Origin of the sequence: Rhizobium sp. BK289 (genome assembly GCF_014193575.1) — a bacterium.
GTDB classification, from domain to species: domain Bacteria; phylum Pseudomonadota; class Alphaproteobacteria; order Rhizobiales; family Rhizobiaceae; genus Rhizobium; species Rhizobium tropici_C.
The window spans coordinates 13,725-26,753 of record NZ_JACHZO010000016.1 but is presented as its reverse complement, the minus strand read 5'-3'; the positions used below and the strand labels follow the sequence as shown (position 1 = coordinate 26,753).

Sequence of the window (13,029 nt, the reverse complement as noted above, 5' to 3'; positions counted from 1 at the left end):
CTCGTGATCGGTGTCAAACAACTTTAGAGCATGCCCTCCTGGCGAAACCTTGTCGAGGGTTTGGCCCCATCTGGGACGATTTGGCATAACCCGTGTCGGCCGCCAGACCGAGCTCGATCGCATAGGCATTCCCGTCTGGTGCGCCTATGCCCCGAATTCCAGGGCGATCGTCATCGCTCAGGGAAAAGGTCTGGATGACGTCTCTGCGAAAACATCCGCGGTGATGGAAGCGATCGAGCGATCGGTCGCGACCCAACCCTATTGTTCAACGCTCATGGCAAGTCTGAATGATCTTGCCGCAAGCGGTCATGCCACGGATTGCCTGGAAGATCTGCTGGCGATCGGTGCGCAACCGATAGAGGCCATGGAGCAGATCAGATGGTCTCAAGCCCACGATCTGGCCAAGAACGCCTCGATATTCGTACCTTTCGAGGCCATTCATCTTGACCGAACGCATGTCCGCCCACGCTTCTGGGTATCATCGGATGGATTGGCGTCGGGGAATACCTGGCATGAGGCCGTCCTGCACGGGCTGCTGGAGCGGGTCGAGCGGGATGCTTGCGTCCTTTGGAACGTCGGCGAACCGGCGCATCGGCACGAACGCCGGATAGATCCGTATAGCATCGAAGATGAGGGTATTCGCGAGATGTTGGAGAAGATTTTCTCGGCAGACTTCGATCTCGCCCTTTTCGATGTGACGAGCGATCTGGCTGTCGCCTCCATCGTCGCATTGCTGCGGCCGAAAGGCGATGACGGCTCGCTGAGATATGTCGATTTGACCATGGGCGCAGGGGCATCCTTGTCCCCGGAGTTGGCCGCAGCCCGGGCCGTTTCCGAGGCCGTGCAGTCGCGGATGACCTTCATCGCCGGTGCCAGAGATGATCTTGTCCCGGAACTGTTCTCACGCCGCGCCGATCCTGCCCATCTGCAATTGTTCCGGGCTCGATGCACGACGAACCTGAGCGAACTGCCGACGATGTCGGCCGTGTCTGCGCAAGATGCGCTCGACCGGCTTGTCGAGACCCTGTTGGGAGGCGGTATTGACCAGCTTTATGCAATCGAGCTGGCACCCGAATGGCTTCCGGCATCGGTCGTAAAGGTTTTCGCGCCGCAACTCGAACATCCTGACGGGGATCGCCGAATTCGTCTCGGCAGCCGCGCATTGTCAAAGGGTTTCCTGTGAAAGTGTTCTTCGTAGGTCCGAGCTTGCCCGATGCCGAAGCATATGCCGACAGTACGATGGTCATACGACCCCCGGCATGCCAGGGCGACGTTATGAGAGCACTCGAGGAGGGGGCGACCGCTATCGGCCTTATCGACGGTCAGTTCGAATTCGTCGCGCCGGTGTGGCACAAGGAGTTACTCTTTGCCCTCTCCCGCGGTATCCCCGTGTTCGGGGCAGCCAGCATGGGAGCGCTCCGCGCCGTGGAGTGCCGGGCTTACGGCATGGTCGGCGTTGGCCGGATCTTCGATGACTATGCTTCCGGGCGCCGCGAGGAGGACGCGGATGTTGCTCTCCTCCATGGCCCAGCGGAATTGGGCTATCCCGCTTTGTCGGTGCCGCTGGTCAATGTCGATGCCACAATCGAGGCTGCGATCAGCCAAGGCATTATCGGCAGGCAGGAGGCTCTGCAGCTCTCCCAGGCAGCTCGGCGTATATTCTTCAAGGATCGGACCTGGAAGCGCATTGCCGAAGCCGCCGATATGGACACAGGGCAGGTGAGGGCACTTGTCGCAAAAGCGTGGACCGACCAGAAGCGTCTGGATGCGATCGAGCTTGTGCACGCCCTTGCCGAAGCGTCGTTGCAGGCACATAAGTGGGGCTGGTCTTTCAATGCGACACCGCTGTGGCGTAAGCTCTTTCCGCAATTTTACCGAATGTAGTTGATTCTGAATACAGTCTCTGCGTGTGCAACGCTTTTGCAACGACCCTCATCAATCGAAATATGCCAATCTCCCTCCATCAGATCGTTTTGGCGGGGCTTTTAACAGTGAGCGATTTTGGGAAACAGGAACGTGCGGGCGAGATCTTGGCGCTTGTAAAAATGATGCAGTATGCCGGCGGAGTCGCGAGTGATCTCGATGCACCGCAGGCCGTGTTCCTTATAAAGGAGGTGCAAGCCGCACTTCTTTCGATTTTAGAGACCGAGTTCCCGACACTCTTCAGCGCCCATCTGAACGGGCTTGTCGTCGGTGACATGCATGGTCACTGCTAGCAGGTTCTCGTCCCGATGGAGTGGCCTGCGAGAAAAACAAGCTCTGCCGACACAACAGGCATCGCTGCGGATTTCAAGGAACCTCAGGGGAATATGAGGATTGCGGTTATGATGTTTGGAGCAATTATTATTGCATGGCTCGCGATTGCCTGCGGTATCTGCCGTTCGTTGAACTGGCTCTGACTTTGGCCGTGAACAGGTGTCGTGAAATTGTCCCGATCACGCCTGCAAAGATGATCGCTTATCGGGCGTTTATCGGGCCTGTCGGTGTCGAGCCTCATGATGCTTCACACTGCCGAGTGCAATGGCCCATTCCGCAAATTCTATGGGCGCACTCAACGGCTGAAAAAGCCTAAGAGAAACTCAGTCGGCATTGAGCAGTCTCTGCTCATGCCGAGCTTACGTGAGGTTGCCAGCAATCTTGCGGTGGAGGGGATCATGGAAAGGTTGAAACGTTTCGCACAAGGCGATTTGTCACAAAATGAGCTCAAGGTCATAAAGCGAGTATTTGACTTAGTGACGCGGCAGACCTGGTTCGACGATACTCAATACAGCCGCGAGGGGTTTGCCGCCGCGCTGGTCAGCTTGTTTCGATGCGGAATGAATAATCCGACGCAGCTGGAAAGGATCGCGATGTTTTGGGCATTGAGCGATTTTTCCAAGAGCATGTCGCATACCCAACGGACCAAACTGAAGTCACTCTACAGCCAATGCGAGGCAGAGCGGCAAGTCTGCTATTGATGAGATCTGAACTTTGAAGCTTGCTTTGCAAGCCGTCGCCACAGACTGACAACCGTCCGCCGATGCGGGTCGTTTTGCAGCAATTACAGCGCAACAAGCCTCGGCTCGTACTGCTCAACATCGAGGATTACGAACGCCTCATGCGTCAGTCCGATGCTTGTGCAGCCGGCACGAACGATACCATGTCCGACGCTTTGCTTGCCGAATTCGAGGCCGCCGTCGAAGCTTATGCGGATAGTGATGAGGCGAGTCGGTGAGCCGAGGTCAGTCGCTCTCGCTGACGCAATCTTGTCATCGGTTCTTCGCGACCTGCAGGTACGATTTCTTAAATCCCTGATCCGTCGAGTTGCTGGGTATCATCGCCTTCCCACGGTGAGGGCATCGAGGTGCGGTTGAGATTGGCCGACGGCATCGGCATCCAGCACTTCAATTCCGGCTCGGCATATTCGACGATGCGGCCGGGCGCAGAATCAGAGGCGCGCCAGCCTTCCGCACCGAACTGATCGCCATTCGACCAATAGGCAAGGTCAACTTCTGCCGGCCCCTGTTCGGACGGGCGGATCGTGACAAGGATGCGACTGCCGTCTTTCGGTGCGCTTGCCATATGGCGCCAGCGGTCTGCCTCGACCATCGTTTTTCCTCCTGCCTTCTGCGGGTTGCAAGTGTCACCTCGCCATCGAGAATGGTCAACTCAAACTTTGCGGGTATGTGCCGGGGTGTGCCGGACAAGAAACCAAAGCAAAGGACACTTGTCGAAAATGAACTGCCGCTCCTGCGCCGGCACGAGTCGAGTTCGCCTATTTCATAATATCACCTTTGTGCGAGTGATCAGTAACGCCAACTCCTTTCCGGATTAGGGAATCTCTCTTGGTTTGCCGGGTTTGCGATGTAGCGAGCAGAATGGAAAGCGCGATGGCACACAGCATCGCAGCCATTAATATTCCGGGCGGAAAACGAACCATATCGACAACTCAGCTTCCCTCCCATCTAAGGCGATAATTATGGCGTTGCGCTATCAGTTGTGGAGATCTTGTGGAACGGCGCGATCCGCGCAGCAAAGAAAGTTGCCAAGCGTTGAGACGAAAGGACGACTGAGGTGATCAACGAGCCGCTTTGCCATCCGGCATTGCGGCATCCTGCCATCCTTTGACTGCGCTGGTCAGGCTCGTGCCAGCGGCAATACGCATTTTCATCGAGGTCTCGCGTCGAGAGCGGCGACGGTGCATCTGAGTTTCAGATGGGTGGGATCCGTCACATCGAGCTTGTCCCATGGCACGATGTAGCCGCTCGACCGCTCCCTGAAACCGAAGGGGCGCAGGATCGCGTTGCCGATCGCCGTTGCCGATAATCGTTCGAGCAAACCGAGAGCTCCGAGGTGATATTCGACGATGACGAAATCTTCTTCCATAGGTTCCGCCTTGATCTCCTCCAGCCGCCCGATCGGCTGATCATTCACGTCATGAACCTGCGTTCCGAGCAGGAGTTCCAGGTGAATTTCCGTCACGACCGTCCTCCCGGGATGTGGCTGAAGATATGTTGTCTCAGCCATTCCTGCGCCCGCTCAAGCGGTGTCTCGCTATTGTCGACATCGGCTTCGATATCGACGCCCACATCGGTGATTTTCGACCATGGGATCCGGTAGGGACGCCAGCCGTCACCCGCTTGCGCGCGTTGGGAAGAAGCGAGCATCCAGGCATACAGGCGCCGGCTCAATCTTCGCACCAGCGCCGGGGTACCCATTTCGATGAAGGCGATCTTGAGCCGGCCGTCATCTGCGGCCGTAAGCACGATGCCATCGACCTTTCCGATGCGGGCCTGCCGTCGATCGACGACCTGCTTATCCAGAACGTCACAGCCGAGATACATGTCAGCCTCCCAGAATTTCGAGCGGCGTGGTTACAATCGAAAGCACGAACGCCATCGCGACGATAAAGATGACGGCGGCATTGCTGATCCAGCCATTTCTATGCTCGCCCACATAGGCCGGGTCGTTCATGAGAACGAGGAAGGGAACCACGCCGAACGGCAGGCTGAGGGCGCTGAGCGCCATCGAAAAGATGGTGAGCTGGAGAGGATCTATGCCGGCGATGATCGGGATCATGGCAATCAGAAGCGAAGCGGTATAGACGAGGCAGAAGGCGGGATTGTCTTTTGGCTTCGTATTTTCCGACCAGTTCCATCCGAAACCCTGTGCGACCAGATAGGCCTGCGCCAAGCTCACTTCGAGGGCTGCGCCCAGGCAGGTGATGCCGAGGGACATTGCAAAGAGATAGAATCCCCATTTTCCGAAGGCCGGCGTGAGGATCATGGCGATCTGCTCATATCCTTCGATGTCTCCGACCCCTTTGGGGGGATAGATCATCGCAGCCAGCACCATGATGGCGGCGGTGATGATCGCGCCGAAGCTCATGCCGATGATTGCTATCGCGCGATTGGCGCCAAAAAAGCTTTTGTCCCATTCGTCTTCGATGGCGCCCGAGGAATAGAAGTAGAAGAGGTAGGGGGAGATGACTGCGCCCAATATTCCGACGACGATAAAACCGTAGTGGAGGGGATCTTCGCTTGGCAGCGTCGGCACCACGCCTTTTACGACCTCATCCCAAGGCGGTCCCATGACGAACACGGCGACGACGAAGGACAGCGCCAGAAGGCCCAGGGACGATATGCCATTCTCGATGAGGCCGAACGTACCTCGCCACAGCAGCAACCAGACGGCAAATGTCACCGGCAGCGACCACCACTGAAATTTCACGCCTGTCAGGAACTGCAGCGCCAGCGAGATGCCGCCGATTTCGGCTGCAAGAACAAGAAGATTGACGATAAACGCTATGGTTACGGTCAGAAGAAAAACGTTGGAACCGAAGCGGTCCCGAATTCCATCGACAATCGTGTAATGGCTCGCGATTGCAAACCGCCCCGACATCTCGACGAGGAAAATCACGCAGATCGTGCCGAGCACGATGGCCCAGAGAGGCCCGTATCCATGGGCCGCGCCCGCCTGGCTGGAGGTCGCGATATTTCCCGTTTCAAGAAAACCGCCGATGCTCGTGATGACGCCAAGCGATATCTGCAGCAATTTTTTCATTGTGCTGCTCCGGAGCCCGTTTTCAACTTGGCTTCGAGGTTCCGCAAAGCCTCAAGATGCTGTGAAATCGTATCTGTCCGGCCGTTGACGAGGTCGTCATGCGCCGCGCCGATGACCGTGTTCAGCTGATCGGCCACGGTCGCGAAATCCCGCCGAGATGCCGAAAGCTTCGTCGACAGGCTGCCGATCTCTTTTCCGCACCGTTCCATGGTGAGGGCGGTAAAGCTGTTCGGCACCAGCATTCTCACGCGTGCGTCGAGGGCCATGTCCGCCGTTGCACTCCAGGAAAGTACCGAGCGAATTTGGCGTTCGGTTTGTTGTTGTCCGTCGGAGCAGGAGGTCATGCTTGCAAGCAGCAGGGCGACGATAAGAAGTTTCACAGCCAAGGTCCTCATGGATGCCGCCCAGCGCGATATTCCTAATATAATCAAATAGAGGCGAGTGAGTTCCAATCCGATGGCGCGACCGGCGCCAGAACGATCATTGCCCAAGTGTGCGGTGGCCGGTCGTGGGATTCAGAAGCTCTTCGGAAGCCGCAGCGCGCGCTGCTTGCGGAGTGTATCGCGTATTGTTGCGCCGGGCCGCTCTCATCGCGCTCAAACGAAGGCCTTCTTCCGGTTTATCTCGACATGGCTCACCTCCATCAAGGAACGCGGCGCCAAGGACGGAACCTTGAAGCTCTCGAGCGAACCCAGCGTTGAGGCCGAGATATTGATGGCTTCCATCCATGGAGCCATGCTCTGGCGCGAGCTTATGGGGCGCCCGAAGTGTTCGCCACCATTCTGGCGCCGACCCTGCAGCGCCTGTTTCCGACCGTCGCTCGATAGAGGCTTGGGGCGTAACGAAGCCGCCCCAAGGCAAAACTGCATCTCAAAAAACTGCCAACTAGGAGGCTCACAGCGCGTTACGCCGTCCTCCATTGTGCCGACGAGCTCGAGAAGACCTTGGATGGAAGCGGTCGCTACTATGAGAGCATCGATCTGATCGATGCGTTCCATCCGCAGACCATCCTTGTCTATGCGATGAACCCGTCGATCAGAGGATGGATCATCTCAGCAGCCCGTGCATCACAAGATCAATATGCGCTTTCAGATAGGTGGTTTTGTCCAGAGGCTGTCGGTCGTCGAAAAGGAGCTTGAAGAATAGAAAGGCGATGGCGGGCGCCACGACCGCGTCGCAGAACGCCGCCGGTGCCGGACGGAACTCCCCGAGTTTTACCCCTTCGTCGATGAGGGACTGCATTTGACGCTCGAGCGGCTCGATAAATATGTCGTGGTGCCGATCGACGATCTGCGGGAAACGTGAACCCTCGGCAATGACGAAGCGCATCAGCTCCCGCAATTTGCGATCCCTGATTATGAGATCGTAGATGAGCTCGATATTCCCCTGAAGCCGCTCCGTGACGGTCCCTTTCAGTTCGTTTGAGCTTGCCAGCAGATTTTCGAGAGGCTCGGAAATGTGCCTGATCATCGCCTCGAAAAGCTGTTCCTTGGTCTCGAAGTAGACATAGATGGTTCCCTTCGTAACCCCGACCCTGCTGGCAATATCTTCGACGCGTGTAGCGACATAGCCGCGCTCGACGAACTCCTCAAATGCGGCATCCAGGATCTGTATGGGGCGACGGGCCTTTTGCTCCGCGCGCGTCAGCTTTTTTAGATCGGTCATGGTGCCACCTTGAGGGTTATTGACGGTTCGACGTCAAGATAAATTCTATTGACTAATGAGTCAGTCAATAATATTCGTCTCGCCAATGGATGCAAGAGGTCAATCATGAAAACTATCCTTGTCATCGCATGGCTGGGTGCGAGTGCGGTCGCGCTGTCGTCATGCGAAAAGCAGGCCGAGAGTGAGACGAAGCCAAAGAACGTGGAGGCTGTCGTGGCCAAGGTCACGCCGGTCGTGGAAAGCAACGCCATTACCGGCGAAGTGAGCGCCCGCGTCGAAAGCGACCTCTCTTTCCGGGTAAGCGGACGTATCGTCGAGCGCCTGGTTGACGTTGGGACGTCGGTGAAGGCCGGACAGGTGCTTGCGCGCATGGACGCCGAAGAACAGAAGGCGGATCTCGACGTTGCCACTGCGAACCTGCAATCGGCGCTCGCGCAGCAAACGCAGGCCCAATTGGCATTCGACCGCCAGCAGAACCTCTTCAAGACGCAGGTGACGACGCGCGCAGCACTCGATCAAGCCCAGGAAACGTTGCTCACTGCCCAGGGAAGCGTGAAGTCGGCACAAGCTCAGCTCGACACGGCACAGGACGCGCTCTCCTATACGGAGCTACGCGCCGATGCCGATGGTATCATCACCGCCAGAAACGCCGAAGTGGGGCAGGTCGCGCAAGCCGCACAGCTGGTCTTTACGCTTGCGCATGACGGCCCTCGCGACGCTGTCTTCAACGTCTTCGAATCCCTCTATCTCGGGCGAAATCTTGAAAACCAGGTTGCCGTCAGTCCTCTTTCGGCCCCGTCGCACAGGATGGAGGCTTTCGTGCGCGAAATCTCGCCCACGATCGATGCCTCGACCGGAACGATCAGGGTCAAGGTGGGTCTCGAAGCGGCTCCGGATATGCAGCTTGGCGCTCCGGTGGTCGGCGTGTTCCGGTCCACCGCGCGGGACGCGATCGAATTACCGTGGTCGGCAATGGCCTCGAAGAGCGGAAAGCCGGCCGTCTGGATCATCGATCCCGCTTCATCGAGCGTGTCGCTGCGCCAGATCGATGTCTCTGGCTATGAGACAGGCCGCTTCGCAGTGCGCACTGGCGTGTCCCCGGGCGAGATCGTCGTCGTCGACGGTACAAAATTCCTGCGACCGGGCCAGGCCGTCACATACGACAAGGGAGCTGCAAAATGAAAATCCGTATCACAGCCGGCCTTGCGATCCTCGGCTCACTGCTGCTGACGTCCTGCGAGAAGCAGGAGGAAGCCCATTACGAGCCGGCGCGCCCCGTGCTTTCCGTTGTCGTCAAGTCCACCGCGGCTTCCGCACTGACCTTGCCCGGGACGGTCGAGGCCAGGATCGAGACCCAGCTCGCATTTCGGGTTCTGGGGCGCGTCATAGCGCGCAAGGTCAGCGTCGGCGATATCGTCAAGAAGGGCGATGTTGTTGCCGCCATCGACCCGCTGTCGCTGGAGCTTGCAGTGAAAAGTTCGCAATCCGAACTTTCGAATGCCCAGGCGCAGTTGGCGAATGCCGCATCCACCGAAGAGCGCCAGCGCTCCCTGCTCGAGAGCAGATCGGGAAGTGAAGCGGCTTATGAAGAGGCGGAACTTGGGCGCAAGAGCGCCATTGCTTCGGTTGCCAAGGCCCAGGCCAATTTGGACAAAGCGGAAGAGCAACTGGGATATACGCAGCTCAAGGCGGAATTCGACGGCGTCGTGACGGCGACATCCGCCGAAGTGGGCCAGGTGGTGTCCGCGGGCCAAAGCATTGCCACCGTCGCCCGACCCGACCAGCGCGACGTCATCATCGATATACCCGTCGCCAGCTTCGACGGTCTCAAGGTGGGGTCGCCCTTTGAGGTCGCTCTCCAGCTGGATCCAACCATCCGCGCGAGCGGCGTCGTCAGGGAGATTGCTCCGGAAGCCGAGGCGACGACCCGCACGCGACGCACGAAAATCACGCTCATCGATCCGCCGGCAGCGTTCCGCCTGGGCTCCGTCGTCACAGCAACCGCAACTGTCGTCGCAGATCCGATGATCCTGCTGCCCTCTTCATCCGTCCTGATGAAGGACGGAAAGCCGAATGTCTGGGTGGTCGATGCTGCGGCCCGCAAGGTCTTCATTCGCGCGATCAAGATCGATGGAGACCTTGTCGAGGGCGGTTCCGTGAAGATCGCAGAAGGCGTCAGCGCCGGCGAACGCGTCGTCGTTGCCGGAGTTCACAAGCTTGCCGACGGCCAGGCCGTCCGACTGGATTAAGGAAACACCCCGTGAAAAAATTCAACCTGTCCGACTGGGCGCTCGAACATCGTTCGCTCGTCTGGTACTTCATGATCGTCTTCATTCTGGCCGGCGCGTTTTCCTATATCGGGCTCGGCCGCGAGGAAGATCCCGCCTTCACCATCAAGACGATGATCATTCAGGCGCAATGGCCTGGCGCATCGGCCGAGGAAGTCACCAAGCAGGTCACCGACCGGATCGAAAAGAAGCTCGAGGAGCTGGATTCGCTCGATTATACGAAGAGTGAGACGGTTGCCGGCCAGACGACCATTTTCGTCGAGCTTCTGCCGACGACCAAGGCCAAGGATGTCAATGCCATCTGGATGCGGGTCCGCAACCTGGTCGGCGACATCAAGGGAGATTTCCCAAGCGGCGTCGTCGGGCCATTTTTCAACGATAACTTCGGCGACGTCTATGGCAATATCTACGCCTTCACCAGCGATGGGCTGACGCAGCGCCAGCTTCGCGATCTCGTCGAGGATGCGCGGGCAAAGGTGCTGACCGTTCCCAATATCGGTAAGGTGGATATTATCGGTGCGCAGGATGAGGCCATCTATCTCGAATTTTCCACCCGGAAGATCGCCGCTCTCGGGCTCAACCAGCAATCCGTCATCGATACGCTGCAGGCGCAGAACGCCGTCACCCAGTCCGGTTTCGTCGATGCCGGCCCAGAGCGCATCGCCTTGCGGGTCAGCGGACAGTTCACATCGGAGGAAAGCCTTCGGTCGATCAATCTCCGTGTCAACGACCGCTTCTTTCCGTTGACTGATGTCGCGACGATCAAACGCGGTTATGTCGATCCTCCCTCGTCGCTGTTCAGGTTTAACGGGCAGCCGGCCATCGGGCTTGCCATCGGTATGAAGACCGGGGCAAACCTGCTTGAATTCGGCAAGGCGCTTGACAAGGAGATCGAACAGGTCACCGCCGATCTTCCAATCGGCGTGGATGTCCAGCGCGTTTCCGATCAGCCTGCCGTCGTCGACGAGGCCGTATCGGGCTTCACGCGCGCACTGTTCGAGGCGATCGTCATCGTGCTTGCGATCAGCTTCATCAGCCTTGGCGTCCGGGCAGGGCTCGTGGTCGCCATCTCCATTCCGCTCGTGCTGGCGATTACCTTTCTCGTTATGGCATATACCGGCATTTCCATGCAGCGTATTTCGCTTGGGGCGCTGATCATCGCCCTTGGCCTTCTTGTCGACGATGCCATGATTGCGGTGGAAATGATGGTAGCCCGACTGGAAATGGGCGACGATCTGAGAAAGGCAGCGACCTACGTCTACACCTCGACCGCCTTTCCAATGTTGACGGGCACGCTCGTGACGGTCGCGGGCTTCATCCCCGTCGGCCTCAATACCAGCGCTGCTGGCGAATTCACCTTCACTCTGTTCGTAGTCATTGCCGTTTCGCTCCTGGTCTCATGGATTGTTGCGGTGTTGTTCACGCCGCTTCTGGGTGTGACGATCCTTCCGAAGACCATGAAATCTCATCACGAGCAGAAAGGGCGTTTTACACGGGCCTTCGCATGGCTCCTGCGTATGGCCCTGCGCTGGCGCTGGATTACGATCGCCGCCACCGTAATAGGCTTCGCTCTTTCCGTCGGCGGGATGAGCCTCGTGCAGCAACAGTTCTTCCCCTCTTCCGACAGACCTGAGCTGGTCGTCGACTGGAACCTGCCGCAGAACAGCTCGATTTCGGAGACGAACAAGCAGATGGCCAGGTTCGAACGCGAGATGCTGGCGAACAACAAGGACATCGATCACTGGACGAGCTATGTCGGCCAAGGGGCGCCTCGCTTCATCCTGTCCTTTGACGTGCAGACGCCCGATGTCTCGTTCGGTCAAACCGTGATCGTCACCAAGGGACTCGATGTTCGCGACAAGGTCAAAGCCGAACTGCAGGATTATCTGACGAAGACCTTCCCCGGAACCGATGCCTTCGTGAAGCTGCTCGATATCGGGCCTCCGGTCGGCAAGCCGGTGCAATATCGCGTCAGCGGGCCGGATATCCAGAAGGTAAGAGATATCTCGCAGAAATTCGCCGGTATCGTCGGTCAGCATCCTCTATTGTCCAACATGACATTCGATTGGAATGAACCCTCGCGCGTGGTCAAGGTCGATGTGCTTCAGGACAAGGCACGGCAACTGGGCGTCTCGTCGCAGGACATTGCAACGGCGCTGAACAGCATCGTCGAGGGATCCGCGGCCACGCAGATCCGGGATGACATCTATCTTGTCGATGTGATCGGCCGCGCTCAGACCTCCGAGCGAGGTTCGATCGAGACGCTGCAGAACCTGCAGCTCGGCGGTTCCAATGGCAAGTCCGTGCCGTTGTCCGCAGTTGCGAATTTCCACTATGAATTGGAGCAGCCAACGATTTGGCGGCGCACCCGCATACCGACCATCACCATCAAGGCTGCGGTCGTCGGACCAACGCAGCCGGCGACGATCGTCAACGAATTGAAGCCGAAAGTCGACGAGTTCCGCAAGGCCCTTCCAACCGGATACCACATCGTTGACGGCGGTTCGGTCGAGGAAAGCGCGAAAGCGCAGGGGCCGATCGTCGCCGTCGCACCGCTGATGCTGTTCATCATGGCGACGATCCTGATGATCCAGCTGCAGAGCTTCAACAGGCTCTTTCTGGTCTTCGCCGTCGCACCGTTGGCTTTGATCGGCGTCGTCGCGGCCTTGTTGCTCAGCAATGCGCCGCTGGGATTCGTTGCGATCCTTGGCGTACTTGCTCTGATCGGCATTCTGATCCGTAACTCGGTGATCCTCATCGTGCAGATCGAGCACCTTCGAAGCGAGGGCGTGCCACCTTGGCAGGCCGTCATCGAGGCGACGGAGCACCGGATGCGGCCCATCATGCTGACGGCGGCAGCCGCAACGCTCGCGCTGATCCCGATCTCCAGGGAAATATTCTGGGGACCGATGGCCTATGCGATGATGGGCGGCATTGTCGTCGGTACGGTTCTGACGCTGCTCTTCCTCCCCGCCTTGTATGTTGCCTGGTTCCGAATTCCCCGCGACAGCGCGCAGCACTGAAGAGGGGATCC

At 58.2% G+C, this 13,029-nt stretch carries 13 protein-coding genes and 3 pseudogenes; 10 read left to right on the top strand and 6 right to left on the bottom strand.

Going from position 1 to position 13,029, the window contains the following annotated elements; translation table 11 throughout:
- The first annotated feature begins 10 nt into the window (after positions 1–10).
- From FHT84_RS25335 to FHT84_RS25315, 5 genes and pseudogenes are all read left to right on the top strand, one after another.
- A complete protein-coding gene (locus FHT84_RS25335) occupies positions 11–1,183 on the top strand; it encodes a YcaO-like family protein (RefSeq protein WP_112342406.1) in 1,173 nt (390 codons plus the stop codon).
- The gene (locus tag FHT84_RS25330) at positions 1,180–1,884 is read left to right on the top strand and encodes a TfuA-like protein (protein WP_113249744.1); all 705 of its coding nucleotides are present in this window, start codon (positions 1,180–1,182) and stop codon (positions 1,882–1,884) included. The genes FHT84_RS25335 and FHT84_RS25330 overlap by 4 nt, the downstream gene beginning before the upstream one ends.
- Before the next feature lie 62 nt (positions 1,885–1,946).
- Complete coding sequence (locus tag FHT84_RS25325; RefSeq protein ID WP_210278962.1) at positions 1,947–2,216, top strand: hypothetical protein; 270 nt, start codon at positions 1,947–1,949, stop codon at positions 2,214–2,216.
- 282 nt (positions 2,217–2,498) lie between these two features.
- Positions 2,499–2,957: a hypothetical protein gene (locus FHT84_RS25320; protein ID WP_112342403.1), complete on the top strand. Its 459-nt coding sequence runs from the start codon at positions 2,499–2,501 to the stop codon at positions 2,955–2,957.
- Positions 2,958–3,043: 86 nt separating this feature from the next.
- Positions 3,044–3,214: pseudogene (locus FHT84_RS25315) on the top strand (prevent-host-death family protein); the annotation flags it as partial.
- 68 nt (positions 3,215–3,282) lie between these two features.
- Here FHT84_RS25315 and FHT84_RS25310 read toward each other — a convergent pair.
- The 5 genes from FHT84_RS25310 to FHT84_RS25290 form a co-directional block, all read right to left on the bottom strand.
- The gene (locus FHT84_RS25310; RefSeq protein WP_112342402.1) at positions 3,283–3,588 is read right to left on the bottom strand and encodes a hypothetical protein; all 306 of its coding nucleotides are present in this window, start codon (positions 3,586–3,588) and stop codon (positions 3,283–3,285) included.
- A 558-nt stretch (positions 3,589–4,146) separates the two neighbouring features.
- Entirely contained in the window at positions 4,147–4,461 is a 315-nt protein-coding gene (locus tag FHT84_RS25305; protein ID WP_112342401.1) for a PRC-barrel domain containing protein, read from the bottom strand.
- Positions 4,458–4,823, bottom strand: coding sequence for a hypothetical protein (locus FHT84_RS25300; protein WP_112342400.1), 366 nt, complete (start codon positions 4,821–4,823; stop codon positions 4,458–4,460). The genes FHT84_RS25305 and FHT84_RS25300 overlap by 4 nt, the downstream gene beginning before the upstream one ends.
- 1 nt (position 4,824) lies before the next feature.
- Complete coding sequence (locus FHT84_RS25295; RefSeq protein WP_112342399.1) at positions 4,825–6,042, bottom strand: Nramp family divalent metal transporter; 1,218 nt, start codon at positions 6,040–6,042, stop codon at positions 4,825–4,827.
- Entirely contained in the window at positions 6,039–6,533 is a 495-nt protein-coding gene (locus FHT84_RS25290) for a hypothetical protein (protein ID WP_145644633.1), read from the bottom strand. Before FHT84_RS25290 ends, FHT84_RS25295 begins: the two co-directional genes overlap by 4 nt.
- A 103-nt stretch (positions 6,534–6,636) precedes the next feature.
- On the opposite strand from FHT84_RS25290, the pseudogene FHT84_RS31550 reads away from it, so the two are divergent.
- A pseudogene (locus tag FHT84_RS31550) lies at positions 6,637–6,869 on the top strand (TetR/AcrR family transcriptional regulator); the annotation flags it as partial.
- A 72-nt stretch (positions 6,870–6,941) separates the two neighbouring features.
- Positions 6,942–7,070, top strand: a pseudogene (locus FHT84_RS25285) (molybdopterin-binding protein); the annotation flags it as partial.
- A 19-nt stretch (positions 7,071–7,089) separates the two neighbouring features.
- Here FHT84_RS25285 and FHT84_RS25280 read toward each other — a convergent pair.
- A complete protein-coding gene (locus FHT84_RS25280; RefSeq protein WP_112342397.1) occupies positions 7,090–7,707 on the bottom strand; it encodes a TetR/AcrR family transcriptional regulator in 618 nt (205 codons plus the stop codon).
- 105 nt (positions 7,708–7,812) lie between these two features.
- Here FHT84_RS25280 and FHT84_RS25275 point away from each other — a divergent pair, with 105 nt between their 5' ends.
- From FHT84_RS25275 to FHT84_RS25265, 3 genes are read left to right on the top strand one after another with little or no spacing between them, the layout of a single operon-like run.
- The gene (locus FHT84_RS25275) at positions 7,813–8,889 is read left to right on the top strand and encodes an efflux RND transporter periplasmic adaptor subunit (protein ID WP_112342396.1); all 1,077 of its coding nucleotides are present in this window, start codon (positions 7,813–7,815) and stop codon (positions 8,887–8,889) included.
- Positions 8,886–9,956, top strand: coding sequence for an efflux RND transporter periplasmic adaptor subunit (locus tag FHT84_RS25270; protein WP_112342395.1), 1,071 nt, complete (start codon positions 8,886–8,888; stop codon positions 9,954–9,956). The genes FHT84_RS25275 and FHT84_RS25270 overlap by 4 nt, the downstream gene beginning before the upstream one ends.
- Before the next feature lie 11 nt (positions 9,957–9,967).
- Positions 9,968–13,018 (top strand): efflux RND transporter permease subunit, encoded by a 3,051-nt coding sequence (locus tag FHT84_RS25265; protein WP_112342394.1) that lies wholly within the window; start codon positions 9,968–9,970, stop codon positions 13,016–13,018.
- Positions 13,019–13,029 lie beyond the last annotated feature (11 nt).

Excerpts from the sequence above, each read along its gene's own strand:
- FHT84_RS25325 (WP_210278962.1), top strand. The coding sequence starts at position 1,947 with ATGCCAATCTCCCTCCATCAGATCGTTTTGGCGGGGCTTTTAACAGTG.
- FHT84_RS25320 (WP_112342403.1), top strand. The coding sequence starts at position 2,499 with ATGCTTCACACTGCCGAGTGCAATGGCCCATTCCGCAAATTCTATGGG.
- FHT84_RS25310 (WP_112342402.1), bottom strand. The coding sequence starts at position 3,588 with ATGGTCGAGGCAGACCGCTGGCGCCATATGGCAAGCGCACCGAAAGAC.
- FHT84_RS25300 (WP_112342400.1), bottom strand. The coding sequence starts at position 4,823 with ATGTATCTCGGCTGTGACGTTCTGGATAAGCAGGTCGTCGATCGACGG.
- FHT84_RS25295 (WP_112342399.1), bottom strand. The coding sequence starts at position 6,042 with ATGAAAAAATTGCTGCAGATATCGCTTGGCGTCATCACGAGCATCGGC.
- FHT84_RS25280 (WP_112342397.1), bottom strand. The coding sequence starts at position 7,707 with ATGACCGATCTAAAAAAGCTGACGCGCGCGGAGCAAAAGGCCCGTCGC.
- FHT84_RS25275 (WP_112342396.1), top strand. The coding sequence starts at position 7,813 with ATGAAAACTATCCTTGTCATCGCATGGCTGGGTGCGAGTGCGGTCGCG.
- FHT84_RS25270 (WP_112342395.1), top strand. The coding sequence starts at position 8,886 with ATGAAAATCCGTATCACAGCCGGCCTTGCGATCCTCGGCTCACTGCTG.